Here is a 26,064-nt window from a genome sequence, read left to right as displayed (position 1 = left end):
CGCCGATACTGGGGGCATGACGACGCGTTCTGGCACCGTGCTGGTCGTGGAGGACGAGGAGAGCATCGCCGACGTCCTCGCCATCGCCCTGCGCTACCACCGGTTCGAGGTCATGATCGCGGGCACGGTCCGCGAGGGCCTCGCCCTGGCCGAGCGCACCCGGCCGGACGTGGCGCTGCTCGACGTCATGCTCCCGGACGGCGACGGCCGGGCGCTGGGGCGTGAACTGCGCGAGCGGCGGCCCGACCTGGCGCTCGTCTTCCTGACCGCACGCGACTCGCCCGCCGAGATCGTCGGCGCCCTCGGCTTCGGCGACGACTACATCACCAAACCGTTCAACATCGACGAGGTCGTCGCCCGCATCACCGCGGTGCTGCGCCGCACCCTCCCCGCCGATGTGCTGCCGCAGCGACCGCCCCTGCGCTACGGCGACCTGGAGCTGGACGAGTCGACGTACTCGGTGCGCCGCGCGGGCCGCACCGTCGAGCTCACCCCCACCGAGTACGCGCTGCTGCGCTTCCTGGTGCGCAACGGCGGCCGGATCGTGCCCAAGGAGCAACTCCTGCGCCACGTCTGGCAGTACGAGCACACGCCGCCCGAGTCGACCGTCGTGGAGACCTACATCAGCTATCTGCGGCGCAAGCTGGACACCCTGGGACCGCCGGTGATCACCACACGGCGAGGCGTCGGATACGGGCTGGCATGAGGGTCCCCGGGCTCCTCGGCCGCTTCCGCCGCCGGCACGGCATCCACTCGCTGCGCGGCAAGCTGACGCTGACGAACGTGGCGCTGCTGGCCGTCGGCATCGCCGTCGCGACCGCCGTCAGTCTGATGACCGCGCGGTTCTTCCTGCTCGACAAGGTCGACACCGAGCTGAAGAGCGCGCGCACCACGCTGGGGAACGCCGGGTTCACCCTGCGCCAGATCGAGTCGCTGAGCGAACTGGGCATCGCCCTCGACAAGTTCAACGGCGGCGGCGCCACGGACACCGATCCGCTGCCGAGCCCGACCATGGTGTACGTCGCGGTCGACTCGGCGGGGCAGCCCGTGTCCCTCGGCCCACTGCGGCCGACGCCCCGCCAGCACGCGCTCGCCGCGGCCGCGCGGGACCCGGTCGCCCTGGCCGCCGACGAGGAGCCGCGGGACGTACGGGTCGAGGGTGACCGCCACCGGATGGTCGGCGCGCGACTGTCGGACGGCACGACCGTGCTGATCGCCATGCCGACCGAGGGCCTGCACGAGGGCATGGGCAAGGCGCTGCGGATGGACCTGGCCGTCGGGACGCTGCTGCTGGCGCTGCTCGGCTGTCTGACGATGTTCAGCGTGCGCCGCCGGATGCGGCCGCTGGAGGACATGGTCGAGACCTCGTCGGCCATCGCCGAGGGCGATCTGACCCGGCGCGTCCCCTCCAGCCGCGACCCGACCCTGGAGGTCGAACAGCTCCGGGTCGCCCTCAACTCCATGCTCCACCAGGTGGAGTCGGCGTACCGCACGCGCGAGCGCAGCACGGCCCAGTTGCGCCGCTTCGTCGGCGACGCCTCGCACGAGCTGCGCACACCGCTGTCCGCGATACGCGGGTACCTCCAGCTGTACGACAAGGGGATGCTGACCGAACCCGTCGAGCGAAAGCGCGCCTGGGACCGGATGAACGGCGAGGTCGACCGCATGGGGCGCCTCGTCGACGAACTGCTCACCCTCGCCCGGCTCGACCAGCGGCCCGAACTGCGGTTCCGCAACGTCGACCTGAGCCGTCTGGTGCGCGAGGCGGCCGAGGACCTGCGGGTCCAGCAGCCCGAGCGGCCGATCACGGTCGGCGCCGACGGGGCGCTGCTCGTGCACGCCGACGAGTCGGGGCTGCGTCAGGTGCTGGGCAATCTGCTGAGCAACGTCCGCACGCACACGCCCGCCGACGTGCCGGTGCGGCTGGGGGTGCGGCGGGCGGACGGGGTGGTCCGGCTGTGTGTCGAGGACGAGGGGCCGGGGCTGCGCGAGGAGGACGCGGCACGCGTCTTCGACCGGTTCTTCCGGGCCGGCGGGGGCGCGGGCAGCGGGTTGGGGATGGCGATCGTGCAGGGGGTGGTGGAGGCACACGGCGGCGAGGTGACGGTGGACTCGGCGCCCGGCGAGGGCGTAAAGATCACGGTGACCTTGCCCACCTGAGGGGCGCGAGGCTGTATCGATGTGCGGCTCCGCCGCGTGGGCGCGAGCAACCACAAACCACCCGCAGCCACGATCCAGCCGAAACCCACCACCCCGGAGCGACTCAGTCAGATCCAGGTGAGCCGCCAGAGCCGGAAGACACCGGTGCCGTCCGAGAGGTACTGGCCCCCGCCGACCTCCTCGCTGGCGACCACGTACTCCTTGGCCTGCCACAGCGGAATCGCCGGGACGTCCCGGGCGACGGCCTCCTGGAGCAGCCGGAAGTCCTTCGTGGCCTCGCTGCGGTCGGCGTACTGCTGACTGGCCGTGATCAGCCGGTCCACGGTCTTGTCGCTGTACCCGGTGTTCATGGTGCCGTCGGTGCCGACGAGCGGGCCGCCGTAGGTGTCCGGGTCGGGGAAGTCCGCGACCCAACCGACGGCGTACGCGTCGAGCTTGCCGCTCGCCCAGCGCTTCTGGAAGTCGGTCCACTCGTAGCTCTTGACCGTCACCTTGAACAGGCCGGTCTCCTCCAGTTGCCGCTTGATCTCCGCGGCCTCCGCGGCTCCCGCGCCGCGACCGGCGCCATAGCCGTAGGTGAAGCGGACGGGCAGGCTCACCCCCGCCTCGCTGAGCAGGACGCGCGCCTTGGCCGGGTTCAGCTTGGGGTAGGTGTCGAAGAACGACGTGGTGTGACCGGTGATGCCCGTCGGGATCAGCGAGAACAGCGGGTCGACGGTCCCCTTGTACACCGTGGCCGCCAGCCGCTCGCGGTCGATCAGCCAGGCCATGGCCTGCCGGACCCGGACGTCGTGCAGCGGTGAGCCCTTGCGGGTGTTGAGGTAGAGGTTGCGGATCTCGGAGCTGTCGGCCTCGGAGACACGCTGGCCCGGGTCGGCGACGTTCAGTCCGGCGAGGACCTCGGGCGGCAACGTGCGCGTGGCGACGTCGATCCGCTTCTCCTTCCAGGCGCTCTCGAGGGCCTCCCCGTCGGCGAAGTAGCGCAGTTCGACGGGGCGGCCGGTGCCCTTGACGGCGCCCTTGTACTGCGTGTTCGGGGCGAGGACCGCCTCCTTCTCCTTCGTGTACGCGGTCAGGGTGTACGGGCCGGTGCCGTCGACAGCGTTGTCGGTGCGCAGCGCGTCGGCCGGGTACTTCTCGCGGTCCACGATGGCGCCCGCCCCGGTGGCCACCTTGAGCGGGAACGTGGCGTCGGGCGACGACAGCCGGAAGGTGACCGTGCGGCCGCTTGCGCTCACCGAGGCCAGGGTGCTCAGCAGGGAGGACGGGCCGACGTCCGACTTGATCCGCTTGACGCGGTCGAAGGAGTACTTGACGTCCTGCGCGGTCATGACCCGCCCGCTCGGGAAGGTGAGGCCCTCGCGCAGCTCACAGCGGTATGTCTTCAGGTCGGTGCCGTCGAAACCGCAGCTCTGCGCCGCGTCCGGCTCGGGTGCGACGCCACCCGGCTCGAAGGTCAGCAGTGACTGGTAGACGTTGTTGAACAGCGCCCAGGAGCCGGCGTCATAGGCGCCGGCCGGATCGAGCGACGTGACGGCGTCCGTCGTGCCGACCGTGATGGTCCTGTTCTCGTCCTGCTGCGACGGCAGCAACTGCCAGCCGCCCACTCCCACGGCCGCCAGCACGAGCAGCGTCGCGAGAATCCGCATGCGAATCGAACGCATGGGTGTGCCCTCTCCCCGGCCCTTCACGGGCCCCCACATGAGCAGTGAATAGGTGAATATCCGCCACTCCCCTAAGTGGCGGGCACACCTAATCACACCTGTTTCACCAGGGGGAAGGGCTTTCTGGCGACATGGGAAAGAACTTACCTACGGGCGTTTCCAGCAGGTTTCACAGGCCGCTCACAGCCGCCGGACGGTCGGGCGGGTCGAGGCCGGTCAGGCCTGACGGGACGCCAGCTCGATCACCGTGATGTCCGACGGGGCGCCCACGCGCGTCGGCGGACCCCAGGCGCCGGCGCCCCGGCTGACGTACAGCTGGGTGTCGCCGTAGCGGTCCAGTCCGGCCAGGGTCGGGTTGGCCATGCCCGCGACGAGGTTGCCCGGCCAGAGCTGGCCGCCGTGGGTGTGGCCGGAGAGCTGGAGGTCGACGCCGTGGTCGACGGCGTCGTGGATCTGCACCGGCTGGTGGGCGAGGAGCACGCACGCGCGTGCCTTGTCCCGGTCGCCGAGTGCCTTGGCGAAGTCGGGACCCTGGCCCTCGCTCTCGCCCGCGATGTCGTTGACACCGGCCAGGTCGAAGTGGGCCAGTTCGGTCCGGTCGTTCTCCAGTGGGCGCAGGCCCAGGCGGCGTACCTCGTCGACCCACTGCTCGGCGCCGGAGAAGTACTCGTGGTTGCCGGTGACGAAGAACGCGCCGTGTCTCGCCCGGAGCTGGGCGAGCGGGGCCGCCGCCGGGCCGAGGTCCTTCACGCTGCCGTCCACCAGGTCGCCGACGACCGCGATGAGGTCGGGCTGGGTGCCGTTGATGGTGTCGACGACCTTCTGCGCGAAGCCGCGGCCCAGGACCGGGCCCAGGTGGACGTCGCTGACGACCGCGATCCGGTAACCGTGCGCCGCGCGCGGTAGCTTGGCCAGCGGGACGGTGACCCGCTTGACCTTGGGACCTCTGACGACGCCGTAGGTGCCGTAGCCGACGGTGCCCACGGCGGCCGCGGCGGCGGCACCGGCGACGACCCGGGAGACGAAGAGACGGCGGGTGGGGGTGGCCAGAGGGCGGGGCGGGGTGGCGGGGTCTGATGCCGGGGTGGGGTCGGTCGGGGACGCCGGGGACACCTGGGACGGGTCGGTCCGGGGGCCGGGGGCGGGTCGGCGGTGAGGGCGGAGGCCGAACCGGTCGGGGAGGTCGACGCCGTGCCGGTGGCGGTCGCGGAAGCCGATGTCCCGCCGGTCGCGGTGGCGGAAGCCGATGTCGCGGCGGCGGCGGTCGCGGAAGCCGATGTCCCGCTGGTAGCGGCCACGGAGGTCGCAGTTGAGCCGTTGGCGGGTGACGAGATCGAGCCGGTCGCAGAGGTCGACGCCGGAGCGGGCGTGGACGCCGTGCCGTCCGCCGGTGCCGAGCCGGGCATGACCTCCTGCGCGCGCGCCCGCCGCTCGAGCAGGCGCCGCAGCAGCGGCCGTACGACCTCACCCGCGAGCACGCCCAGCATGAGGTACATCGACAGGGCCAGCCACAGGAAGCCCGGCCAGGCCAGGACCTGCTGGAGCCAGAAGGGCGCGCCCGAGCGCTCGGCGACCAGGGCGCCGACCGTCAGGGCCCAGCCACCGGCGATCACCACCACGCCCGCGCGGCGCACGAACCCGGGGCCGCGGGTCGTGTCGCGGAACAGACGGCGCCACATCCACCAGTTGCCCGCGACCAGGACGGACACCACGAGCAGTGCGACAAGCGCGAAGACGATGACCACGCCGACGTTCCCTTTCCCTTGCGTGTCGAGTGAACGTCCCGGGTCCTGGCCGAGTTCCTATGACGTCCGGCGCAGTGCGCGCACTCCACGCAACCCGATGACCCCGACGACCGTCCCCAATACGAAGGAGACGACGGCGAGCAGCAGATGCACCCAGAAGTACGCCGTCGGGTGACCGTCGTCGAACGCGAGCCCGCTGCTGTCCTTGATCAGATTTTTGACGAAAGTGACCCAGATGACCCAGCTCCACACCCCGAAGGCGAGCAGGAACCAGGAGACGGGGCGGCTGAGCTTCATGCGTTCAGTATCACCGTCCCGGGTTCGGCCCTCCGAGCGGGGTAGCGGCAGAAGCGGGACTTCCGTGGGTGGGGCATGTACGTTCTCCGTCGTGCCCGCACCCAAGAAGACCGCCAGGCGCGCCCTGCTGGTCACTTCCGCCGTCGTGTCCTCCCTCGCGCTGACCGCGCCCGCCTCCTACGCGGCCCCCGAGCCGTCACCGAGTACGAGCCCGTCGGCCACGCCTCCGGCGAACATGTCGACCGTGGGCGGCGAGCGGCTGGGGCAGGCCGGCACCCAGGTGAACCTCGCGGCCGGTGTCCCCGTGCTGCCCAAGGACCTGACGGCCCGCTCCTGGATCGTCGCCGACGCCGAGTCCGGCGATGTGCTCGCCGCGCACAACGCGCACTGGCGGCTGCCGCCCGCGAGCACCATGAAGATGCTGTTCGCCGACACGGTGCTGCCGAGGTTCCCCAAGACCATGAAGCACGAGGTCGTCCCGTCCGACCTGGCGGACATCGGGTCCGGCTCCAGCCTCGTCGGGATAAAGGAGGGCGAGACGTACTCCGTGCACGACCTGTGGCTCGGGGTGTTCCTGCGCTCCGGCAACGACGCCGTGCACGTGCTGTCGAAGATGAACCACGGCATCGACAACACGGTCAAGGAGATGAACGAGCACGCCGAGGAGCTCCAGGCCCTCGACACGAACGTGGTGTCGCCCGACGGCTACGACGCTCCCGAGCAGGTGTCGTCGGCGTACGACCTGACGCTGATCGCGCGCTCCGGGCTGCAGAAGAAGGACTTCCGCGAGTACTGCTCGACGGTCACCGCCAAGTTCCCGGGCGCGACGACGAAGAACAAGAAGGGCAAGTCGGTCCGCGAGTCCTTCGAGATCCAGAACACCAACCGGCTGCTGTCCGGCGACAGCGACGTGCCCGTCTACCAGGGCATCGCGGGCGTCAAGAACGGCAACACCACGAACGCCGGCGCCACCTTCACGGGCGTCGCCGAGCGGAACGGCAAGGTGCTGCTCGTCACGGTCATGAACCCGGAGAAGAGCGAGCACAACGAGGTCTACAAGGAGACCGCGCGGCTCTTCGACTGGGGCTTCCAGGCGGCCGGCAAGGTGCAGCCGGTGGGTGAGCTGGTCGCCCCGAGGGGCACCGCGCAGGCGAGCGCCCAGCCCGGTGCGAACGACGCCGGGGAGGCCGGTGGCGCCGGGGACGCCGAGAAGTCCTCGAAGTCGGCGGTGGGCGCGTCGGCCGCGAGCGGTTCGAGCGGCATGGGCATCGCGATCGGAATCGCCGGCGGGCTGCTGGTGCTGCTCGCGGGCGGCGCGTTCCTGATCAACCGCCGGTGGCCGCTGCCCGACCTGGTGCGCCGTCGGGGCCGTTCCTGAGTCCGGGTTTCCCGGGCCGGTCTTCGGCCTGAGAGTCGTCGGGCGCGTCCCCGGACTCCTCGGAAGAGTCGGCGAGTTCGGTCTCCTTGCTCCGCGTCGCCGTCCAGGCGGCGCAGAAGACGACCAGCTTCGAGGTGAAGTTGATCCACAGCAGCAGGGCGACCGGCACGCCGAACGCGCCGTACATGCTCTTGGTGGCGACGCCCTGCATATAGCCGCTGAGCAGCAGCTTCAGCAGTTCGAACCCGACCGCGCCGATCAGTGCGGCCACCATCAGCCGGTGGCGCGGCGGTTCGACCCCGGGCAGCAGGGTCAGGACGTACAGCAGGAGCAGGAAGTCGGCGAGCACGGCGATCAGGAAGGCGGCGATCCGCAGCAGGATCCCGCCCCAGCCGTCCTCGTCGATGCCCATCTGCCGGGTGATCCAGCCGACCATGGCGGAGGCGACGGCGGAGGCGGCGAGCGTGACGAGTACGGCGCCGCCGAAACCGACCAGGACGCCCGCGTCCTTGGTCTTGCGCAGGACCGGGTTCTCCTCGTCGTCGGGTAGCTCCCACACCGCGCGCAGGCACTCGCGCATGGAGCCGACCCAGCCGATGCCGGTGAACAGCAGGACGGCACCGGCGATGAGGCCGACGGTGCCGGCGTTCTGGACCAGCGCGCCGATGTCGAGCTGGTCGGAGATGCCGGGCACCTGGTCGGCGAGCTTGTCCTCCAGCCTGTTCTGCTGGTCCTTGCTGAGGGTCGCCGCGGCGATCGCGGCGGCCACGGTGAGCAGCGGGAAGAGCGCGACGAAGCTGGTGAACGTCATGGCGGCGGCCAGCCGTGTCCACTTCACCCGGTCCATGCGCTCGTACGACCGCCACGCGTGCGTGGTCATCAGCCGGGTCACCGCGGACCCGACGACGGGGAGTTTCTTCAGCCAGTCCATGATCCGACTCTGCCCTCCACGCGGAAGACCAATGTCCGAGTGCCCCAAAACCGCAGCACGGTAGCCAGCGCCATGCCAATTCCCGCTCCGGAGACGGTGTCCGCCCGCTGGGAGGTGAGGCCGAGGCCGTAGTGGCTCACGGTGAGGCAGAGGAGTTGTACGGCGGCTCCGGCGACGTTGACCGCGCAGAAGACGGCGTAGGGGCGCAGGCCCCGGGGCCGGGTGTGGCGGTAGGGGCCGAGGGCGTTGCCGGCGTAGGCGACCGTGCAGCCGACGACGAAGGAGAGGGCCTTGGCCGTGAGGGGGTCGAGGGCGGCCGGGCCGCGGAGCAAGGTGAACAGGGCGAGGTCGACGGCGTAGGCGAGGAGGCCGACGGCGGCGAAGCCGAGGAACTCGCTCCGGTCGCCCCACGCCCGCGTGCGGGCCGCTTGTCCTCGGCCGCGCCACGCGCGCGTGGCTACCAATTGGCCACCGCCAGCCCGTACATCGCCAGCCACACCAGGCCGATGACGGCGAGGGCACGGTCGTGCAGGACGACGTCCTCGGGTTCGCCGGCGGTGCCGCGGTCGGCGAAGACGGCGTACCGCAGGATCGCGAGGGTGAAGGCGACCATGGACAGCTGCCGCCAGGGCAGCACCCCGGTGTGCGGGTCGCCGCCCTCCTCCAGGGCCCACAGGCAGTACCCGAGGAGGGCGACGCCGGCCGCGAGCTGCCACACGAAGCGCAGATAGCCGGTGGTGTACTCGGTGAGCAACGCGCGCGTGGCGCCCGCTTTCCCGGCCATCTGCACGGCCTCGGAGTAGCGCTTGGCCGACACCATGAACAGCGCCCCGAACCCGGTGGTGATCAGGAACCAGCGCGACAGCGGGATGCCGAGCGCGAGCCCGCCGACCATCGCCCGCATCAGGAACCCGGTCGTGACGACGGCGAGGTCGACGACCAGGACGTGCTTGAGGCTGACGCAGTAGGCGAGTTGCATGCCGATGTACGCCGTCAGCAGGGCCGCGACGGCCGGCGAGGTCAGCCGGGCCGCGGCGACGGGCCCGAGGACGGCGAGGGCGCCTCCGACGGCGTACGCGACCGGCACGGGGACCTGTCCGGCGGCGACCGGGCGGCGGCGTTTGACGGGGTGCGCGCGGTCCGCCTCGGCGTCACGGGCGTCGTTGATCAGGTAGACGGCGGCGGCGCAGGCGGTGAAGAGGGCGAAGACGAGGGCGAGTTGGGTCAGGGCGTGGGCCGAGAAGAGCCGGCCTGCGGCGGCCGGGGCGGCGATGACCAGGATGTTCTTGACCCACTGCTTGGGGCGCGCGGTCTTGACGAGACCTTTCAGCAGCGCGCCGGGGCCGCCTCGGGGAGGGGGCGGTACGGGCCGTCGCGGGGGCGTGCGCTGGGCGTGCAGCGCCGCTTCCCTGATGCGCGCGGCACTCTTCAGGGGCGCGGTCTCAGCCACGGGCGCCCCCCTTCCTCATCCAGCGCGCCCCGATCCGCGCGGTGAGTGCCCCGAGCGCCGCGCCCGCCGCCACGTCGGAGGGGTAGTGCACGCCGACGACCAGGCGCGAGACGCACATCGCGGCGGCGAGCGGCGGGATCGCGTGGACCCCGAGCGCGCCGAAGGCGACGGCGGCGGCGCAGGCGGAGGCCGCATGGGAGCTGGGGAAGGAGTGCCGACCGAGGGTGCGCACCAAGGGCTGGACGTGCGCCGGACGCGGGCGGCGCACCACCCTCTTCACCCCACTGCTGACGAGGTGCGCACCGGCGGTGAGCGCCGTCCCGCGCAACCAGGCGCCGCGTCGACCGGCGTCCACGGCCGCCCCCGCGAGCCCGGCCGCCAGCCACAGCGCGCCGTGCTCGCCCGCCCAGGAGAGGGCACGCGCGGCGGTGGCGACGCGCGGGTCCGCGCCACGGGCATGGAACGCGGAGAGGATTCTGCGGTCCGCACCCCAAAGGCTTCGGTGATCGATGTCGTCGAGGTGGTCCATGTGGACTCACTGTTCACGCCGACACAGCCAGAATTACGGCAATATTGAGCGACATCCCATTAATCACCCATTTCGGGGAGAGCAGGGATGTTTCATAACTGATCGCTCACAAACGGGCGCTACGGTCGCCGACATGCCTGCCGACACCGTCTCCGTCACGGGATGGGGCCGCACCGCCCCCACCGTCGCCCGTCTGATCCGTCCCAGGACGTACGAGGAGGCCGCGGCCGCCGTCCGGGACTGCGGGGCCCGCGGAGGCATCCCGAGGGGCCTGGGACGGGCGTACGGGGACGCGGCGCAGAACGCCGGGGGCGCGGTGTTCGACATGACCGGCCTGGACCGCATCCACGCGATCGACGCCGACGGCGGCACCGTCTCGTGCGACGCGGGCGTCTCGCTGCACCGGCTGATGCGGGTGCTGCTGCCGCTCGGCTGGTTCGTGCCGGTGACGCCCGGCACCCGCCAGGTGACCGTCGGCGGTGCCATCGGCGCCGACATCCACGGCAAGAACCACCATGTCTCGGGCGCCTTCTCCCGTCACGTGCTGTCGCTGGAACTCCTCACCGCCGACGGCGGGATCCGCACCGTCCGCCGCGGCACGCCCCTGTTCGACGCGACCACCGGCGGCATGGGCCTGACCGGCGTGATCCTCACCGCCACCGTCCAACTCCAGCCGGTGCAGACCTCGCTGATGTCGGTCGACACCGAACGCGCGCGGGACCTCGACGACCTCATGGCCCGCCTGGCCGCCACCGACGACCACTACCGCTACTCGGTGGCCTGGATCGACCTGCTGGCACGCGGCGCGGCGACCGGCCGCGCGGTGCTGACCCGCGGCGACCACGCGCCCCTGGACGCCCTGCGCGCAGGCACGCGCGCGCGCAGGGACCCGCTCGCCTTCCGCCCCTCCCGGCTGCCGGCCCCGCCCGCCCTTCTGCCTGAAGGCCTGCTGAACCGCCGTACCGTGGCCTGCTTCAACGAGTTCTGGTATCGCAGGGCGCCACGCGCGCGTACCGGCGAACTGCAGAAGCTCACCACCTTCTTCCACCCGCTGGACGGCGTGCCGCACTGGAACCGGATCTACGGCCGGGGCGGCTTCGTGCAGTACCAGTTCGTCGTCGGACACGGCCAGGAGGAGACCCTGCACCGCGTGGTGCGGCGCATCTCCGAGCACCGCTGCCCGTCGTTCCTGGCCGTCCTCAAACGCTTCGGGGACGCCGACCCCGGCTGGCTCTCCTTCCCCGTCCCCGGCTGGACGCTGGCCCTGGACATCCCGGCCGCCCTGCCCGGCCTCGGCGCGCTCCTCGACGCGCTGGACGAGGACGTGGCCACGGCCGGCGGGCGCGTGTACCTCGCCAAGGACTCCCGGCTGCGGCCCGAGCTGCTCGCCGCGATGTACCCCCGCCTGGACGCCTTCCGCTCGCTGCGCGCGGACCTGGACCCGCACGGGGTCTTCGTGTCGGACCTGGCCCGCCGCCTCGCCCTGTAGAACCCACCGGATCCCTAGGAGCTGTCGTGAAGGACGCCTTCGGCCTCCCCCAGTCCCTGCTCGTCCTCGGCGGTACGTCCGAGATCGCGCTGGCCACCGCCCGCCGCATGATCGCGCGCCGCACCCGCACCGTGTGGCTCGCGGGCCGCCCCTCACCCGCCCTGGAGCAGTCCGCCGCCGACCTGCGCGGGCTCGGCGCCGACGTGCGCACGGTCGCCTTCGACGCACTCGACCCCGAGTCCCACGAGACGGTGCTCGGCAAGGTCTTCGCCGAGGGCGACATCGACATGGTGCTGCTCGCCTTCGGCATCCTCGGCGACCAGGCGCACGACGAGCGTGAGCCGATGAGCGCGGTACGGGTCGCCCAGACCAACTACACCGGCGCCGTCTCGGCCACCCTGGTCAGCGCGAGCGCCCTCCAGACCCAGGGCCACGGCTCCCTCGTCGTCCTCTCCTCCGTCGCCGCCGAACGCGCCCGCCGCGCCAACTTCATCTACGGCTCCAGCAAAGCCGGCCTCGACGCCTTCACCCAGGGCCTCGGCGACGCCCTCCACGGCACCGGCGTCCACGTCATGCTCGTACGCCCCGGCTTCGTCCACACCAAGATGACCGCCCCCCTGGAGCCGACCCCCCTGGCAACCACCCCGGAGGCAGTAGCCACAGCCATCGAGACCGGCCTACGCCGCCGCTCGGAAACCGTGTGGGTCCCCGGCCCCCTCCGCCTACTGATGTCAGCCCTACGCCACACCCCGCGCCCCCTGTTCCGAAGGCTGCCCTTCTAGCCCCCAGCTCTCTTCAGGCCTTAGGGGCGGGGGCGCCGCGGTATCGATGTGCGGCTGGACACCCCCTAAGGGGCGCGGGGAACTGCGCGACCAGCCCCCACGACGCCGCACACAAGATCGAACCGACCGCGGCCCCCACCCCACGCCCCAACCAGCGGAGCTAATTCGCTGGGATGGACCCGCGCTCCACGGCCCCCGCCTGCGAAGGCACCACCGGCCCCCCGAACGCGAAGTCCCGCAGCTTGCGCCACACACCGTCGGGACCCTGCTCGTAGAGGGCGAAGCCGGTGCACGGCCAGCCGGCCTCGTAGTCGGCGAGCTCCTCGAAGGCGCGGTCCATCGACTCCTCGTCGATGCCATGGGCGACCGTGACATGCGGGTGGTACGGGAACTGAAGCTCCCGCGCGACCGGCCCGGAGGCGTCGCGGACCTGCTTCTGCAGCCAGGTGCAGGCCTCGGCACCCTCGACGACCTGGACGAAGACGACCGGCGAGAGAGGCCGGAAGGTGCCGGTGCCGGACAGCCGCATCGGGAAGGGGCGCCCGGCGGCCGCGACCTCCAGGAGGTGCGCCTCGATCGCCGGCAGCAGCTCGGCGTCGACCTCGGTCGGCGGCAGCAGGGTGACGTGCGTGGGGATGCCGTGAGCCGCGGCGTCGCCGAAGCCCGCGCGCCGCTCCTGGAGCAGGCTGCCGTGAGGCTCCGGGACCGCGATCGACACGCCGATCGTTACGGTCCCCACGTCGTCTCCTGTCGTCTGTCGGTGAGCCCGCCCGTCGCGGACGGCTCGTCCTGTTGTGAGCTCATGCCCTGTTGGTGAGCGTGAATGGCCGCTGATACGGCCATTCGGCTATCGACTGTACGGCTACGGAGGTGCTGCGGGCAGGCGCAACCGTAGTGATGTGCAGCGCTGTGCGGTGGTACGTCCGTGTTCCGGACGTGTGCCGTGGTGCGGGCTCAGTGCTTGGCGGGCAGGAAACCCACCCGGTCGTACGCCTGGGCGAGCGTCTCCGCGGCAACGGCACGCGCCTTCTCCGCGCCCTTGGCCAGGACCGAGTCCAGCGTCTCCGGGTCGTCCAGATACTGCTGGGTGCGCTCCTTGAAGGGCGTCACGAACTCGACCATGACCTCGGCGAGGTCCGTCTTGAGCGCACCGTAGCCCTTGCCCTCGTACTTCTGCTCCAGTTCCGCGATTCCCGTACCCGTGAGGGTCGAGTAGATCGTGAGCAGGTTGCTGACGCCCGGCTTGTTCTCGGCGTCGTAGCGGATGACGGTGTCGGTGTCGGTGACCGCGCTCTTGACCTTCTTGGCGGTGGCCTTGGGCTCGTCGAGCAGGTTGATGAGGCCCTTCGGCGTGGACGCCGACTTGCTCATCTTGATCGCCGGGTCCTGGAGGTCGTAGATCTTCGCCGTCTCCTTGAGGATGTACGGCTTCGGCAGGGTGAAGGTCTCGCCGAACCGGCCGTTGAAGCGCGTGGCGAGGTCACGGGTGAGCTCGATGTGCTGGCGCTGGTCCTCGCCGACCGGGACCTCGTTGGCCTGGTACAGCAGGATGTCCGCGACCTGGAGGATCGGGTACGTGAAGAGGCCGACCGACGCCCGGTCCGCGCCCTGCTTGGCGGACTTGTCCTTGAACTGGGTCATGCGGGACGCCTCGCCGAAGCCGGTGAGGCAGTTCATGACCCAGGCGAGCTGGGCGTGCTCGGGGACATGGCTCTGGACGAACAGCGTGCAGCGCTCGGGGTCGAGGCCGGCCGCGAGGAGCTGGGCGGCGGCGAGCCGGGTGTTGGCGCGCAGGTCGGCGGGGTCCTGCGGGAGCGTGATCGCGTGCAGGTCGACGACCATGTAGAACGCGTCGTGGGACTCCTGCAGGGCAACCCACTGGCGGACGGCGCCGAGGTAGTTGCCGAGGTGGAACGAGCCTGCGGTGGGCTGGATTCCGGAGAGCACGCGGGGTCGATCAGAGGCCATGCTCACCATTCTCTCAGGTCTCGGGGGCCGGTCCGGAACTGGTGGGAAACAGATGGGAACCGAACCGTCCTCCGCGGTGTAACAAAGGTGTGAGGACGCGGGAGGGGGGCCGCATCGTCGATGAGGCCGCGGTGATCGCACGTGTACGCGCCGGAGAGCCGGAGGCGTACGCGCAGCTGGTGCGGGCCCATACGGGCATCGCGCTCAGGGCGGCCGCCGCGCTCGGGGCGGGTGCGGACGCGGAGGACGTGGTGCAGCAGGCCTTCGTCAAGGCGTACTGCTCGCTGGGCCGGTTCAAGGACGGCTCGGCGTTCAAGCCCTGGCTGCTGGCCATCGTGGCCAACGAGACGAGGAACACAGTGCGTACGGCGGCCCGTCAGCGCACGCTCGCCGGGCGCGAGGCGGCCTTGGTGGAGGCGGAGCCGCTGATACCGGAGTCGGCGGACCCGGCGATGGCCGCGCTGGAGATAGAGCGCCGCGCCGCGCTCCAGGCCGCCCTGGAGAAGTTGAGCGAGGAGCATCGCCTGGTCGTCACCTACCGCTATCTCCTGGAGATGGACGAGTCCGAGACCGCCCAGGCCCTGGGCTGGCCCCGGGGCACGGTGAAATCCCGGCTGAACCGCGCGCTGCGGAAGCTGGGGCGGCTGCTGCCGGATTTTCAGCCTCGGGAAGGAGGTGATGAGCATGGGTGACGGACGTGTGCCGTCCGACGGCGACCGCGACGGGCGGAAGGCGTACGAGAGCGAGGACCGACGTGCGCACGGCCGGGAGGGCGCCAGAGGTGCTGGACGCGCCGGTGGCGGGGGCCCCGGTGACCGCGGTCGGCCTGGTGACGCGGCCCGGCTGCCCGAGGAGCTGCGGGCGCTCGGGCGGTCGCTGGACGGGCGGGGCGCGGCGGACGGCGCCGAGACGATGGTCGAGCGGGTGCTGGGGCAGCTGCTCGCCGAGCATGTGCCGGTTCCGGTGGCCGAGCCGCCGGGCGCCGCTGAGCGGCTGCGGGCGGTGCGGCGCTGGACACGGGTGCGGTGGCGTTCGCTGACCGCGGCGCTGTGCGGCCTGCTGGCGGTGCTGGTGCTCACGCCTCCGGTGCGGGCGGCGGTCCTCGACTGGTTCGACTTCGCCGGGGTCGAAGTGCGGTACGACCCGTCGGCGGTGCCCTCCCCCGGCGCCGAGGTCCCGGGCTGCGGCCGCTCGGTGTCGCTCGCCCAGGCGGAGCGCCGGGCCGGTTTCGAGCCGCTGGTCCCGCAGGAGCTCGGGATGCCGGACACCGTCTCGGTGACGGGTGAGCCGCGGGGGCGGTTCGTGGTGAGCCTGTGCTGGCGGGACGACGGCCGCACGATACGGCTGGAGGAGCGCCGGGCGAGTCTGGACCTCGGCTTCACCAAGACGGTGCGCGAGCAGCCGGAGTGGATCTCGCTGGGCCCCGACACGCCGAACGGCGCCGGGTCCGACCCGGCCCTGTGGTTCCCCCGACCGCACCTGCTGACGTTCTGGCTGGTGGACGCGGACGGGGAGCGCTACGCCCGCGAGGAGCGGACGGCGGGACCGACACTGCTGTGGACCCATGGGGGCGACGCGGCCGACGGCGCAGGCCCGGCCGGCGGCGGGACCGTGACGCTGCGGCTGGAAGGCGTGCTGTCGAAGGAGCGGGCGGTGGAAGTCGCGCGGTCGCTCGGCCGACCGTCCGAGGCTTCTTCGAAATAGCCGGCTCGGGGTGGGAACCCAGTCGGGTCGGGCGGTGTACCAGAAGTGACACGCGGCTCGCGGACGGGCCGCACGGGGATCGCTCGGGTAGGGGGTTCGGATGTGGGGACATGGGGTCGGCAGCCGGGAGGACCGGTCACGCGGGCGTGGGGGCCGGAGGGGCCGGTGCCGTGAAGTCACGGCGCTGACCGGGGCGTTGACGGCAGCGCTCGCCCTGCTGCTGTGGGGCGCCGCGTCCCCCGCCTCGGCCGGAGGACCGACCAGCGTGCTCCTGGTCTCCCCGGAGAGCGCGGAGACGGCGGCCCTGTACTACTCGGACAAGGAGTACGGGGAGCTGGAGCAGCTGCTCGGCGCACCGGGCAAGGGCACCCGCGACAAGCCGCCCGAGGCCGGTCTGACGGCGGCCCGCCAGATCAACGTCACCTGGATGGTCCACGACGTGACGCCCTGGCGCCTCGACCGGGTCTACCCGGCCCACAAGGGACCGGACGTCTGGATCCACACGTCGGCGAACCTGGACAGCACGACGAACGGCGCGTGGCACCGTGCCGATCATCCGTCCCAGCTGCGTGCTCTGCTCAAGAAGCTGGGTCTGATGGGCAAGGTTTCGGGCGAGGGGGGCGCGGCGATCTTCCCTCCGGCGTGGGAGACGTCCGGGAAGGAGGAGGCTGCGGAGGACCAGCCGGCCCAGGCAGGGACCGGGCCGGAATCGGGGTCGGTGTCGGGGTCAGCACGAGGTGACGGCACCGACTGGTGGTGGGCCCTGCCGGGCGTGGCGGCCGGGGCGGTGCTGGCGTTGCTCCTGCGGCCCTTCGCCGTGCGACTGCGGCTGAGCGGCGCCGGCGGGACGCTGCTGATACGCCGCGCGGCGGCCCGGCCGGGAGCCGGACCGCCGCGGGAGGAACCACGTCAGGAGTTGATCGACCGGGACCTGTGAGGCCCTGTGTGGATCGTCGCGGGCGTCAGCCCAGGTCGATCTCCGGGTACAGCGGGAAGCCGGCCACGAGGTCGGTGGCCCGACGGGAGATCTCGTCGGCGATCTTCGGGTCAAGGACGTGAGCGGCCTTGGAGGGGGCACCGGACTTGGTGGTGCCGGGCTCGGTGGTGGTGAGGACGCGGTCGATGAGGGCGGCGACCTCGTCCATCTCGGCGGTGCCCAGGCCGCGGGTGGTCAGGGCGGGGGTGCCGATGCGGATGCCGGAGGTGTACCAGGCGCCGTTGGGGTCGGCCGGGATGGCGTTGCGGTTGGTGACGATGCCGGAGTCGAGAAGCGCGGCCTCGGCCTGGCGGCCGGTGAGGCCGTAGGAGGAGGCGACGTCGATCAGGTTCAGGTGGTTGTCGGTGCCGCCGGTCACCAGGGTCGCGCCCCGGCGCATCAGGCCCTCGGCCAGCGCGCGGGAGTTGTCGACGATGCGCTGGGCGTAGTCCTGGAAGGCGGGCTGGCGGGCCTCGGCCAGGGCGACGGCCTTGGCGGCCATGACATGCGGGAGGGGGCCGCCGAGGACCATCGGGCAGCCGCGGTCGACCTGGTCCTTGAGGGAGTCGTCGCACAGGACCATGCCGCCGCGCGGCCCGCGCAGCGACTTGTGGGTGGTGGTGGTGACGATCTGGGCGTGCGGGACCGGGTCGAAGTCGCCGGTGAGGACCTTGCCGGCGACGAGACCCGCGAAGTGGGCCATGTCGACCATGAGCGTGGCGCCGACCTCGTCGGCGATCTCGCGCATGATCCGGAAGTTCACGAGACGGGGGTAGGCGGAGTAGCCGGCGACGATGATCAGCGGCTTGAACTCGCGGGCGGAGACGCGCAGGGCCTCGTAGTCGATGAGGCCGGTGGCGGGGTCGGTGCCGTAGGAGCGCTGGTCGAACATCTTGCCGGAGATGTTCGGGCGGAAGCCGTGGGTGAGGTGGCCGCCGGCGTCCAGGGACATGCCGAGCATGCGCTGGTTGCCGAACGCCCGGCGGAGCTCGGCCCAGTCCGCGTCGGTGAGGTCGTTGACCTGGCGGACGCCGGCCTTCTCCAGGGCGGGGGCCTCGACGCGGGCGGCGAGGACGGACCAGAAGGCGACGAGGTTGGCATCGATGCCGGAGTGGGGCTGTACGTAGGCGTGCCGGGCGCCGAAGAGCTCCTTGGCGTGCTCGGCGGCGAGGGACTCGACGGTGTCGACGTTGCGACAGCCGGCGTAGAAGCGGCGGCCGACGGTGCCCTCGGCGTACTTGTCGCTGAACCAGTTGCCCATCGCGAGGAGGGTGGCCGGGGAGGCGTAGTTCTCGGAGGCGATCAGCTTGAGCATCTCGCGCTGGTCGGCGACCTCCTGGCCGATGGCGTCGGCCACGCGCGGCTCGACGGCGCGGATCACGTCGAGGGCGGCACGGAAGGCGGTGGACTCGTTGGAGAGGGGCACGGCTGACATGGGGACCTCCGGACGTCGTGTGCAGCGTTCACGGTACGGCCCAGGCGCACGGCACTCGGTCTGGACGCGTTCTCCCTCGTCCAGGGGCCGCTCCCCGATGGTTGGTCCATCCCAGCGCGCCAGTCACGGCCCGTCGATCAGACTACCGGGCGCGCCGACGGCGCATGGTCCCGCGTCCACCATGCGAGCAACGATAGGAAGGGGCCGCAAAGCGGTCTTAGGGCCGGAAATGGATAGTGGCCGCGAGGCTCGTGACGGCCGGGACACGAGCCCTCGTGGTGGCGGAAACGGAGAGCCCCGTGAGTACGTCGAGCACCACCGCATCCTTGATCGCCGCGGTCGAGGCGCACAGCGCCCGCAACTACCACCCGTTGCCGGTGGTGGTGGCGACGGCGGCCGGGGCGTGGATGACGGATGTGGAGGGACGGCGGTATCTGGATCTGCTGGCCGGGTATTCGGCGCTGAACTTCGGGCACGGCAACCGGCGGATCCTGGAGGCGGCGAAGGCGCAGCTGGAGCGGGTGACGCTGACGTCGCGGGCGTTTCACCACGACCGGTTCGCGGCGTTCTGCGAGCAGCTCGCCGAGCTGTGCGGGATGGAGATGGTGCTGCCCATGAACACGGGGTCGGAGGCGGTGGAGACGGCCGTGAAGACCGCCCGGAAGTGGGGTTACCGGGTCAAGGGGGTGCCGGCGGAGATGGCGAAGATCGTCGTCGCGGGCAACAACTTCCACGGCCGTACGACGACGATCGTCAGCTTCTCCACGGACCCGGAGGCACGGGCGGACTTCGGGCCGTACACGCCGGGCTTCGAGATCGTGCCGTACGGGGATCTGACGGCGATGCGGGAGGCGCTGACGGAGAACACGGTGGCGGTGCTGCTGGAGCCGATCCAGGGCGAGGCGGGGGTGCTGGTGCCGCCGGCCGGTTATCTGCCGGCGGTGCGGGAGCTGACGCGGGAGCGGAACGTGCTGTTCGTGGCGGACGAGATCCAGTCGGGGCTGGGGCGCACGGGGCGTACGTTCGCGTGCGAGCACGAGGGCGTGGTGCCGGACGTGTATGTGCTCGGGAAGGCGCTCGGCGGCGGGGTGGTGCCGGTGTCGGCGGTGGTGTCCTCGGCGGAGGTGCTCGGGGTGTTCCGGCCCGGGGAGCACGGGTCGACGTTCGGCGGGAATCCGCTGGCGTGTGCGGTGGCGCTGGAGGTGATCGCGATGCTGCGGACGGGCGAGTTCCAGCAGCGGTCGGCGGAGCTCGGCGCGCATCTGCACCGGGAGCTGGGCCTGCTGGCGGGGACCGGGCGGGTGACGGCGGTCCGGGGTCGGGGGCTGTGGGCGGGGGTCGACATCGCCCGGGTGGTGGGTACCGGGCGGGAGGTGTCCGAGCGGCTGGTGGACCGGGGTGTGCTGGTGAAGGACACCCAGGGGGCGACGATTCGGATCGCGCCGCCCCTGGTGATCGGGAAGGAGGATCTGGACTGGGGGCTCGCCCAGTTGCGGGGTGTGCTCGGCGTGTGAGCCGGTGGGGCGGGGGCGGGCCGTCGCGGGCGTGCGGGGCCGGGGACGGCTGTCTAGAGGATCACGTGAGGCAGGAAGCGGGCGTACTCGTCGGTGATCAGGCCGGACGACTCGCGGATGCCGAGGCCCGCGGCCTCGTCCTCGACGACCCATGCGCCGAGGACGACGTGGTTGCCGTCGAAGGCGGGCAGGGGCGCCAACTGCTGGTAGCAGCAGGGCTCTTCGCGAGGAGGCGCCGCCTCGGTGCCGGGTTCGTGGATCGTGACGCCCGCGCCCTCGCGGCCGAGCAGGGGCTTGGCGACGTAGCCCGTGGTGTTCGCCAGTTCCCTCGGGCCGTCGACGTAGGCGGGGAGCAGGTTCGGGTGGTCCGGGTTGAGCTCCCAGAGGATGGCGAGGAGGGCCTTGTTGCTGAGGAGCATCTTCCAGGCCGGTTCGATCCAGAGGGTCGTGCCGGTGCCGCCGCCGTTGTCGAGGGTGTCCAGGACGTGGTCGGCGAAGCGGTCGGTGGTGAGCCACTCCCAGGGGTAGAGCTTGAAGCAGCTGCGGATGAAGCGGAGCCGGGTGTCGACGAAGCGGCCGGAGAGACGGTCCCAGCCGATCTCCTCCATGGAGATCCAGCCGGTGTCCAGACCCGCCTGTTCCGCGGTCTCCTTGAGGTAGGCGACCGTCATCATGTCCTCGCCGAGTTCGTCGGCCGAGGAGTACGCGAAGTACAGGGGGCCGCCGGGCGGGAGCAGGGCGGACTGCTTCTTCCAGGCGGCGACGAGGCGTTCGTGGAGGGAGTTCCACTGGTCGGCGCCGGGGAAGCGGTCCTCCATCCAGAACCACTGCGGGGACGCGGCCTCGACGAGGGACGTGGGGGTGTCGGCGTTGTACTCCAGGAGCTTCGCCGGGCCGGTGCCGTCGTAGTGGAGGTCGAAACGGCCGTAGACGGAGGGGAGTTCGGCGCGTCGGCGCCAGGCCTCGGCGACGGCGTTCGCGACGCGCGGGTCGGTGATGCCGAGGTCGGTGAAGCGGTCGGCCGAGACGATGTGGTCCGCGGCGGCGAGGCACATGGCGTGCAGTTCCTCGACGACCTCCTCCAGCGCCTCGACCTCGGCGAGGGAGAAGACGTAGTGGGCGCTCTCGTCCCAGTACGGGCGCAGGGAGTTGTCGGGGTGGCGGGTGAGGGGGTAGATGAGGCCCTGTTCCTCGACGGTCTGCTGCCAGCCGGGGCGGGGTTCGATCGTGCGGCGCTCCATCGGTCTGCCCGCTCAGCCGCCGCCGCTGCCCGAGCCCGAGCAGCCGAAGCCGCCCCGGTCGACGGCGTCGGCGCGGTTGAAGGTGCCGTAGTCGGCGCGGCTGCCGTCGATGTCGGCGTCGTAGTACCAGGCGGCGTCGGAGCCGCCGGTCTTCTTCCGGGCGCTCTTGCCGTACGAGGAGCTGGAGCCGGACGTGCAGTTCTTGTCCGCGATGACCTTGTAGCCCTCGTAGGTGTAGCTGTCGCGGTCGACGCAGCGGCGGTCCGGTTCCGAGCCGCACGAGGTCAGGGCCGCGGCGATGACGCCCATGCCGCCGAGGACGACCGTGCTCGAGCGCAGTCGGCGTCGTGCCTCCGCCATGTTGTCTCCCCCGGTGATCCGTTCGGTGTTCAGCGGACAGCCTAAAGATCGCCGCGTGCCGCCGCGCGAGGCCCCCCTGGCCGCACCCCGCCGCCTACAGTCGCTTTGTGCTCTTCGGAATGATCTGCGCCCTTGGTGCGGCGGTCTGTTTCGGTGCGGCCACCGTCCTTCAGGCCGTGGCCGCGCGGGCGGCGAGTGCGCAGGGGGGACGGGGTGGCGAGGCGGGGGTGCTGCTGCGGGCGCTGCGGCAGTGGCGGTATCTGGCCGGGCTCGCCCTGGACGGGCTGGGGTTCGTGTTTCAGGTTCTCGCCCTGAAGTCGCTTCCCATCTACGCCGTGTCGGCGGCGCTGGCGTCCAGTCTCGCGGTGACCGCGGTGGTCGCGGCGCGGTTGCTGGGGGTGCGGTTGCGGCGCGGCGAGTGGGCGGCGGTGGGGGTGGTGTGTGCGGGGTTGGCGATGCTGGGGCTGGCCTCGGGGACGGAGGGGGATCGGGGCGGGTCGGATGCGCTTCGGTTCGCGATGCTCGGGGTGGCCCTCGGGGTGCTGGGGGTGGGGCTCGCGGGTGGGCGGTTGCCGGAGCGGGGGCGGGGGTTGGTGCTGGGGCTGGCCGCCGGGTTCGGGTTCGGGGTGGTGGAAGTGGCGGTGCGGCTGATCGACTCGGTGTCGGTGGCGGAGTTGGCGAATCCGGCGACGTATGCGCTGCTGTTGGGGGGTGGGGCGGCGTTCTTGGCGTTGACGTCGGCGTTGCAGCGGGGGTCGGTGACGGTGGCTACCGCGGCGATGGTGATCGGGGAGACGGTTGGACCGGCGGTGGTGGGGGTGGTGTGGCTGGGGGATCGAACGCGGGAGGGGTTGGCGTGGTTGGCGGTGCTGGGGTTTGTGGTGTCGGTGGCGGGGGCGTTGGCGTTGGCGCGGTTCGGGGAGGCGCCGGGGGTGCCCGACGGGGAGTGAGCGCCCCCGCCGCCCCTACCCGTCCCATCCCAGGGGCTCCGCCCCTTCGACCCCACTGGGGCTGCCGCCCCAGACCCCGCCATCGGCCCTCCGGGCCTCGTCCTCAAACGCCGGACGGGCTGGGGTGCCTGGGCCTGCGTAGCCCCCGCAGGTGGGTGGGGGTTCGGGACGGCAAAGACTCGTCCTCCAACGCCGGACCGGCTGAAAGGGCCTAGGCCTGCGTAGCCCCCGCAGGTGGGTGAGGGTTCGGGACGGCTAAGGCTCGCCCTCCAACGCCGGACGGATGAAGAATGCCTGGGCGGGTATCTCCAATCCTTCTCACGGCAGCACCCTGCACAACGCCTCCAACGTCCCCGCCCACGCATGGTCCGGAGGAGTGCCGTAGCCCACGACCAGGGCGTCCATGTGGGCCGTCGGGGACGACTCGTGGCGGTAGGCGGTGAGGCCGTGGAGGGCCAGGCCTTGCCAGGTGGCGGCTTGGAGGACGGACTGTTCGGTGCCGGGTGGGAGGCGGAGGACGGCGTGCAGGCCGGCGGCGATGCCGGTGACCTGGAGGTGGGGGGCATGGGTGGCGAGGGCCTGGACCAGGGCGTCTCTGCGGCGACGGTAGCGCAGGCGGGCGGCGCGGACGTGGCGGTCGTAGGCGCCGGAGGTGAGGAACTCGGCCAGCGTCAACTGGTCCACCGCGCCGCAGGTGTCCGAGCCGCCCTTGGCCTCGGTGACCGCGTCCACCAGCCTCGGCGGCAGCACCATCCAGGCCAGCCGCAGGCCGGGGGCGAGGGACTTGCTGGCGGTGCCGACGTAGACGACGCGGTCGGGGTCGAGGCCCTGGAGGGCGCCGACGGGCTGGCGGTCGTAGCGGAACTCGCCGTCGTAGTCGTCCTCCAGGACCACTCCGTCGGTGCGGCGCGCCCAGTCCACCACCGTGGCCCGGCGGTCGCGGTGCAGGGGCACGCCCATGGGGAACTGGTGGGCCGGGGTGAGGAGCACCGCGCCGATCGAGGGGTCCTCCCCCAACCTCGCCGGGTTCGTGCCCAGTTCGTCGAAGGCCAGGGGGGTGGTGGTCAGGCCCGCCGCCGTCAGCTGTTTCCAGTGCGGGGGCAGGCCGTACGACTCCACCGCGACCGTGTCCAGGCCGCGCGCCCGCAGTGCCCTGCCGAGCAGTTGCAGGCCGTGTACGAAGCCCGCGCACACCACCACGCGCTCGGGGTCGGCGCGCACGCCCCGTGCTCGGGCGAGGTAGCCGGCGAGGGCGGCGCGCAGTTCGGGGCGGCCGCGGGGGTCGCCGTAGCCGAGGGCCTGGTTCGGGGCGGCGAGGAAGGCGCGGCGGGCCGCCTTGAGCCACTCCGTGCGGGGGAATGCGGCGAGGTCGGGGGTGCCGGGGATCAGGTCGTAGGCGGGGCGCGGGCGCTCACGGTGCGGTGGGGCGGGACGTCCCGCCGGCGGGATCACCGGGCGGTCGGCCACGCGCGTGCCGGAGCCCTGGCGGGCGGTGAGCCAGCCCTCGGCGACCAGTTCGGCGTAGGCCTCGGCGACCGTGTTGCGGGCGATGCCCAGGTCGGCGGCGAGGGAGCGGGAGGAGGGCAGCCGGGTGCCCGGGGCGAGGCGTCCGGTGCGGACAGCCTCGCGCAGGGCGTCGGTGAGGCCGCGGCGCAGGCCCGGTCCCGCCGGTTCCAGATGGAGGTCGACGCCGAAAGTGGCCCAGGGTTTCGCCATGGAAGTGGACCATACTCCTGGGCTGCCTCACTCCTAGGGTCGAGATCATGACGACCACTGAAGAGAGCACCACCACGACCGTCTCCTACGCCTCCGAGCCGACCCCGCGCCTCGACTGGGCCGCTCTCGCCCCCGACGTCTTCAAGGCCATGGTCCGGCTCGACGCGGCGGCCGGACGGGGGCTCGACCCGGTTCTGCGCGAGCTGGTGAGGATCCGGGCCTCGCAGCTCAACCACTGCGCCTTCTGCCTCGACATGCACACCAAGGACGCGCTCGCGTCCGGCGAGAGTGTCGAGCGGATCGTGCAGTTGAGCGCCTGGGAGGAGTCGCGGCACTTCTACACCGAGAAGGAGCTCGCGGCGCTGGAGCTGACGGAGGCCGTGACCGTGCTGACGGACGGCTTCGTGCCGGACGAGGTCTACGAGCGTGCCGCCGCGCACTTCGAGGAGGCCGAGCTGGCGCAGCTGATCGCCGCGATCAGCGTGATCAACGCGTGGAACCGGTTCGGGGTGACCTGTCGGCGGACTCCGGGGCACTACCGGCCGGGGCAGCACCTGTGACCGTGCGGACGACGCGTCGGACGACACTGCTCGACCCCGCCGTCGCCCAGGCCATGTCGGCCGTCAGCGCCTCCGCGAAGAAGGGCCTCGGCGACCCGGCCCTCGCCGAGCTCGTCGTGATCCGGGCCTCGCAGCTCAACCACTGCGCGTTCTGCCTGGACATGCACCTCGGGATCGCCCGCACGCACGGGGTGAGTGAGGACCGGCTGGACATGCTGGCCGCCTGGGAGGAGGCGGAGGGGCTGTTCGACGCGCGGGAACGGGCCGCTCTCTCGCTCACCGAGGCGATCACCGTTCTCACGGACGGCTTCGTGCCCGACGATGTGTACGACCGTGCCGCCGCACACTTCGACGACACCCGACTCGCCCATCTCATCGCGCTGATCGTCGCCATCAACAACTGGAACCGGATGATGGTCGGCCGCCGCATTCCACCAGGGGGATACACACCGTGACCAAGGTCGAGACCTTCCGTGCCCTGCACCGGCGCACGGCTCCCGGCGACCCGCTCGTGCTGCCCGGCCCGTGGGACGCCGCCTCCGCGCGCGTCTGTGTCGAGGCCGGGTTCCCCGCGCTGGCCACGCCCAGTGCGGCCGTCGCCGCCTCCCTCGGGTACGAGGACGGGCAGACCCCGGCCGACGAGATGTTCGCGGCGGTCGCCCGGATCGTCCGGGCGGTGGACGTGCCGGTGTCGGCGGACATCGAGGGCGGCTACGGGATCGCGCCGAAGGAGCTGGTGGAGCGGCTGCTGGAGACCGGTGCCGTGGGCTGCAACCTGGAGGACTCCGAGGCCGGGGTGCTGAAGGACCCGCGCGCCCACGCCGAGTGGCTCGCGGAGGTGCGGTACGCGGCCGGGGACCAGCTGTTCCTCAACGCGCGGGTGGACACGTTCATCCGGGGCGTGTCCGATCCGGAGCGGGCCATCGAGCGGGCCGCGCTGTACGTCGCCGCGGGCGCCGACTGCGTGTATCCGATCGGCGCCCCCGTCGGCGTACTGCCCCTGCTGCGGTCCGGCATCCAGGGCCCGGTCAACGTGCACGGCACCGTGACCGGGGACGGCCCCTCGCCCACCGCGCTCGGTGAACTCGGGGCCACCCGGATCACGTTCGGGCCGGGGATGCAGCGCGCCGCCGCACAGGCGCTGGGCGAGATCGCCGCGCCCCTGAACCAGCGGGTCACGAGCTTGCCGCGCTCCTGAACCAGCGGGTCACGAGC

Annotated in this window: 25 protein-coding genes, 1 pseudogene and 1 riboswitch; of the genes and pseudogenes, 13 read left to right on the top strand and 13 right to left on the bottom strand. The window is 71.9% G+C overall.

The features are described 5' to 3' along the window. Positions 1-16 precede the first annotated feature (16 nt). On the top strand, positions 17-706 hold the full coding sequence (locus tag ACFZBP_RS26520) for a response regulator transcription factor (RefSeq protein WP_383455817.1): 690 nt from the start codon (positions 17-19) through the stop codon (positions 704-706). Next, on the top strand, positions 703-2,160 hold the full coding sequence (locus ACFZBP_RS26515) for an ATP-binding protein (RefSeq protein WP_391416631.1): 1,458 nt from the start codon (positions 703-705) through the stop codon (positions 2,158-2,160). The genes ACFZBP_RS26520 and ACFZBP_RS26515 overlap by 4 nt, the downstream gene beginning before the upstream one ends. Before the next feature lie 107 nt (positions 2,161-2,267). Here the strand turns inward: ACFZBP_RS26515 and ACFZBP_RS26510 are convergent, their stop codons facing one another. The 3 genes and pseudogenes from ACFZBP_RS26510 to ACFZBP_RS26500 all read right to left on the bottom strand — a co-directional run bounded on the left by ACFZBP_RS26510 (position 2,268) and on the right by ACFZBP_RS26500 (position 5,866). After that, positions 2,268-3,824 (bottom strand): ABC transporter substrate-binding protein, encoded by a 1,557-nt coding sequence (locus tag ACFZBP_RS26510; RefSeq protein ID WP_391416629.1) that lies wholly within the window; start codon positions 3,822-3,824, stop codon positions 2,268-2,270. A gap of 216 nt (positions 3,825-4,040) precedes the next feature. Beyond that, positions 4,041-5,569: pseudogene (locus tag ACFZBP_RS26505) on the bottom strand (metallophosphoesterase). A 57-nt stretch (positions 5,570-5,626) separates the two neighbouring features. Then, a complete protein-coding gene (locus ACFZBP_RS26500) occupies positions 5,627-5,866 on the bottom strand; it encodes an SCO4848 family membrane protein (protein ID WP_062702372.1) in 240 nt (79 codons plus the stop codon). A gap of 91 nt (positions 5,867-5,957) precedes the next feature. Here ACFZBP_RS26500 and ACFZBP_RS26495 point away from each other — a divergent pair, with 91 nt between their 5' ends. Beyond that, complete coding sequence (locus ACFZBP_RS26495) at positions 5,958-7,244, top strand: D-alanyl-D-alanine carboxypeptidase family protein (RefSeq protein ID WP_383455832.1); 1,287 nt, start codon at positions 5,958-5,960, stop codon at positions 7,242-7,244. Here ACFZBP_RS26495 and ACFZBP_RS26490 read toward each other — a convergent pair. The 4 genes from ACFZBP_RS26490 to ACFZBP_RS26475 are packed head-to-tail and all read right to left on the bottom strand — an operon-like array spanning position 7,192 to position 10,154. Then, a complete protein-coding gene (locus ACFZBP_RS26490) occupies positions 7,192-8,175 on the bottom strand; it encodes a YhjD/YihY/BrkB family envelope integrity protein (RefSeq protein ID WP_391416627.1) in 984 nt (327 codons plus the stop codon). The genes ACFZBP_RS26495 and ACFZBP_RS26490 overlap by 53 nt on opposite strands. Beyond that, on the bottom strand, positions 8,163-8,639 hold the full coding sequence (locus tag ACFZBP_RS26485) for a GtrA family protein (RefSeq protein WP_391416626.1): 477 nt from the start codon (positions 8,637-8,639) through the stop codon (positions 8,163-8,165). The genes ACFZBP_RS26490 and ACFZBP_RS26485 overlap by 13 nt, the downstream gene beginning before the upstream one ends. Then, on the bottom strand, positions 8,633-9,625 hold the full coding sequence (locus ACFZBP_RS26480; protein WP_391416624.1) for a decaprenyl-phosphate phosphoribosyltransferase: 993 nt from the start codon (positions 9,623-9,625) through the stop codon (positions 8,633-8,635). Before ACFZBP_RS26480 ends, ACFZBP_RS26485 begins: the two co-directional genes overlap by 7 nt. Beyond that, positions 9,618-10,154, bottom strand: coding sequence for a phosphatase PAP2 family protein (locus ACFZBP_RS26475; protein WP_391416623.1), 537 nt, complete (start codon positions 10,152-10,154; stop codon positions 9,618-9,620). The genes ACFZBP_RS26480 and ACFZBP_RS26475 overlap by 8 nt, the downstream gene beginning before the upstream one ends. Positions 10,155-10,287: 133 nt before the next feature. Here ACFZBP_RS26475 and ACFZBP_RS26470 point away from each other — a divergent pair, with 133 nt between their 5' ends. Both ACFZBP_RS26470 and ACFZBP_RS26465 read left to right on the top strand, forming a co-directional pair. Next, positions 10,288-11,643, top strand: coding sequence for an FAD-binding protein (locus ACFZBP_RS26470; protein WP_383455845.1), 1,356 nt, complete (start codon positions 10,288-10,290; stop codon positions 11,641-11,643). 26 nt (positions 11,644-11,669) lie between these two features. Beyond that, positions 11,670-12,425, top strand: a complete 756-nt coding sequence (locus ACFZBP_RS26465; protein ID WP_391416620.1) for a decaprenylphospho-beta-D-erythro-pentofuranosid-2-ulose 2-reductase — start codon at positions 11,670-11,672, stop codon at positions 12,423-12,425. A 160-nt stretch (positions 12,426-12,585) separates the two neighbouring features. On the opposite strand, the gene ACFZBP_RS26460 is transcribed toward ACFZBP_RS26465, so the two are convergent. Next, positions 12,586-13,164 carry a 2'-5' RNA ligase family protein gene (locus ACFZBP_RS26460; RefSeq protein ID WP_383455852.1) on the bottom strand — a complete coding sequence of 193 codons (579 nt, stop codon included), beginning with the start codon at positions 13,162-13,164 and terminating at the stop codon, positions 12,586-12,588. 215 nt (positions 13,165-13,379) lie between these two features. Beyond that, entirely contained in the window at positions 13,380-14,393 is a 1,014-nt protein-coding gene (gene trpS, locus ACFZBP_RS26455; protein ID WP_383455854.1) for a tryptophan--tRNA ligase, read from the bottom strand. Between the two features lie 131 nt (positions 14,394-14,524). On the opposite strand from trpS, the gene ACFZBP_RS26450 reads away from it, so the two are divergent. The 3 genes from ACFZBP_RS26450 to ACFZBP_RS26440 all read left to right on the top strand — a co-directional run bounded on the left by ACFZBP_RS26450 (position 14,525) and on the right by ACFZBP_RS26440 (position 17,034). Further along, positions 14,525-15,085 carry an RNA polymerase sigma factor gene (locus tag ACFZBP_RS26450; protein WP_383455857.1) on the top strand — a complete coding sequence of 187 codons (561 nt, stop codon included), beginning with the start codon at positions 14,525-14,527 and terminating at the stop codon, positions 15,083-15,085. Continuing rightward, on the top strand, positions 15,078-16,097 hold the full coding sequence (locus ACFZBP_RS26445; protein WP_391416616.1) for a hypothetical protein: 1,020 nt from the start codon (positions 15,078-15,080) through the stop codon (positions 16,095-16,097). Before ACFZBP_RS26450 ends, ACFZBP_RS26445 begins: the two co-directional genes overlap by 8 nt. A 196-nt stretch (positions 16,098-16,293) precedes the next feature. After that, on the top strand, positions 16,294-17,034 hold the full coding sequence (locus tag ACFZBP_RS26440) for a hypothetical protein (RefSeq protein WP_391416613.1): 741 nt from the start codon (positions 16,294-16,296) through the stop codon (positions 17,032-17,034). A 25-nt stretch (positions 17,035-17,059) separates the two neighbouring features. Here the strand turns inward: ACFZBP_RS26440 and ACFZBP_RS26435 are convergent, their stop codons facing one another. Beyond that, positions 17,060-18,508, bottom strand: coding sequence for a glycine hydroxymethyltransferase (locus tag ACFZBP_RS26435; protein ID WP_383455864.1), 1,449 nt, complete (start codon positions 18,506-18,508; stop codon positions 17,060-17,062). A gap of 31 nt (positions 18,509-18,539) precedes the next feature. Continuing rightward, positions 18,540-18,645: riboswitch (ZMP/ZTP riboswitch) on the bottom strand. A gap of 162 nt (positions 18,646-18,807) precedes the next feature. Between ACFZBP_RS26435 and rocD the strand changes: the two genes are divergently transcribed. Continuing rightward, on the top strand, positions 18,808-20,022 hold the full coding sequence (gene rocD, locus ACFZBP_RS26430; protein WP_391416611.1) for an ornithine--oxo-acid transaminase: 1,215 nt from the start codon (positions 18,808-18,810) through the stop codon (positions 20,020-20,022). A 53-nt stretch (positions 20,023-20,075) separates the two neighbouring features. Here rocD and ACFZBP_RS26425 read toward each other — a convergent pair whose 3' ends face one another. Further along, positions 20,076-21,263 carry a glutathionylspermidine synthase family protein gene (locus ACFZBP_RS26425; protein WP_391416609.1) on the bottom strand — a complete coding sequence of 396 codons (1,188 nt, stop codon included), beginning with the start codon at positions 21,261-21,263 and terminating at the stop codon, positions 20,076-20,078. A gap of 12 nt (positions 21,264-21,275) precedes the next feature. Then, a complete protein-coding gene (locus ACFZBP_RS26420; RefSeq protein WP_391416608.1) occupies positions 21,276-21,623 on the bottom strand; it encodes a hypothetical protein in 348 nt (115 codons plus the stop codon). Between the two features lie 119 nt (positions 21,624-21,742). On the opposite strand from ACFZBP_RS26420, the gene ACFZBP_RS26415 reads away from it, so the two are divergent. Next, on the top strand, positions 21,743-22,573 hold the full coding sequence (locus ACFZBP_RS26415) for a hypothetical protein (RefSeq protein ID WP_391416898.1): 831 nt from the start codon (positions 21,743-21,745) through the stop codon (positions 22,571-22,573). A gap of 318 nt (positions 22,574-22,891) precedes the next feature. Here the strand turns inward: ACFZBP_RS26415 and ACFZBP_RS26410 are convergent, their stop codons facing one another. Beyond that, the gene (locus ACFZBP_RS26410; protein ID WP_391416605.1) at positions 22,892-24,289 is read right to left on the bottom strand and encodes an aminotransferase class I/II-fold pyridoxal phosphate-dependent enzyme; all 1,398 of its coding nucleotides are present in this window, start codon (positions 24,287-24,289) and stop codon (positions 22,892-22,894) included. A gap of 47 nt (positions 24,290-24,336) precedes the next feature. On the opposite strand from ACFZBP_RS26410, the gene ACFZBP_RS26405 reads away from it, so the two are divergent. From ACFZBP_RS26405 to ACFZBP_RS26395, 3 genes are read left to right on the top strand one after another with little or no spacing between them, the layout of a single operon-like run. Then, positions 24,337-24,849 (top strand): carboxymuconolactone decarboxylase family protein, encoded by a 513-nt coding sequence (locus tag ACFZBP_RS26405; RefSeq protein ID WP_383455877.1) that lies wholly within the window; start codon positions 24,337-24,339, stop codon positions 24,847-24,849. Positions 24,850-24,851: 2 nt separating this feature from the next. Then, positions 24,852-25,304: a carboxymuconolactone decarboxylase family protein gene (locus ACFZBP_RS26400; RefSeq protein ID WP_391416603.1), complete on the top strand. Its 453-nt coding sequence runs from the start codon at positions 24,852-24,854 to the stop codon at positions 25,302-25,304. Continuing rightward, entirely contained in the window at positions 25,301-26,047 is a 747-nt protein-coding gene (locus ACFZBP_RS26395) for an isocitrate lyase/phosphoenolpyruvate mutase family protein (RefSeq protein ID WP_391416601.1), read from the top strand. Before ACFZBP_RS26400 ends, ACFZBP_RS26395 begins: the two co-directional genes overlap by 4 nt. Positions 26,048-26,064: the final 17 nt, after the last annotated feature.

Origin of the sequence: Streptomyces sp. NPDC008086, assembly GCF_042957325.1 — a bacterium.
In the GTDB taxonomy this organism is placed as follows: Bacteria; Actinomycetota; Actinomycetes; order Streptomycetales; family Streptomycetaceae; genus Streptomyces.
The sequence above is the reverse complement of the archived record's forward strand: the minus strand, read 5'-3'. Positions and strand labels throughout refer to the sequence as shown.

Coding starts and splice junctions, on each gene's coding strand:
- ACFZBP_RS26510 (WP_391416629.1), bottom strand. CDS start 3,824: ATGCGTTCGATTCGCATGCGGATTCTCGCGACGCTGCTCGTGCTGGCG.
- ACFZBP_RS26445 (WP_391416616.1), top strand. CDS start 15,078: ATGGGTGACGGACGTGTGCCGTCCGACGGCGACCGCGACGGGCGGAAG.
- ACFZBP_RS26515 (WP_391416631.1), top strand. CDS start 703: ATGAGGGTCCCCGGGCTCCTCGGCCGCTTCCGCCGCCGGCACGGCATC.
- ACFZBP_RS26490 (WP_391416627.1), bottom strand. CDS start 8,175: ATGGACTGGCTGAAGAAACTCCCCGTCGTCGGGTCCGCGGTGACCCGG.
- ACFZBP_RS26420 (WP_391416608.1), bottom strand. CDS start 21,623: ATGGCGGAGGCACGACGCCGACTGCGCTCGAGCACGGTCGTCCTCGGC.
- ACFZBP_RS26475 (WP_391416623.1), bottom strand. CDS start 10,154: ATGGACCACCTCGACGACATCGATCACCGAAGCCTTTGGGGTGCGGAC.
- ACFZBP_RS26410 (WP_391416605.1), bottom strand. CDS start 24,289: ATGGCGAAACCCTGGGCCACTTTCGGCGTCGACCTCCATCTGGAACCG.
- ACFZBP_RS26520 (WP_383455817.1), top strand. CDS start 17: ATGACGACGCGTTCTGGCACCGTGCTGGTCGTGGAGGACGAGGAGAGC.
- ACFZBP_RS26500 (WP_062702372.1), bottom strand. CDS start 5,866: ATGAAGCTCAGCCGCCCCGTCTCCTGGTTCCTGCTCGCCTTCGGGGTG.
- ACFZBP_RS26425 (WP_391416609.1), bottom strand. CDS start 21,263: ATGGAGCGCCGCACGATCGAACCCCGCCCCGGCTGGCAGCAGACCGTC.
- ACFZBP_RS26435 (WP_383455864.1), bottom strand. CDS start 18,508: ATGTCAGCCGTGCCCCTCTCCAACGAGTCCACCGCCTTCCGTGCCGCC.
- ACFZBP_RS26405 (WP_383455877.1), top strand. CDS start 24,337: ATGACGACCACTGAAGAGAGCACCACCACGACCGTCTCCTACGCCTCC.
- ACFZBP_RS26415 (WP_391416898.1), top strand. CDS start 21,743: ATGATCTGCGCCCTTGGTGCGGCGGTCTGTTTCGGTGCGGCCACCGTC.
- trpS (WP_383455854.1), bottom strand. CDS start 14,393: ATGGCCTCTGATCGACCCCGCGTGCTCTCCGGAATCCAGCCCACCGCA.
- ACFZBP_RS26470 (WP_383455845.1), top strand. CDS start 10,288: ATGCCTGCCGACACCGTCTCCGTCACGGGATGGGGCCGCACCGCCCCC.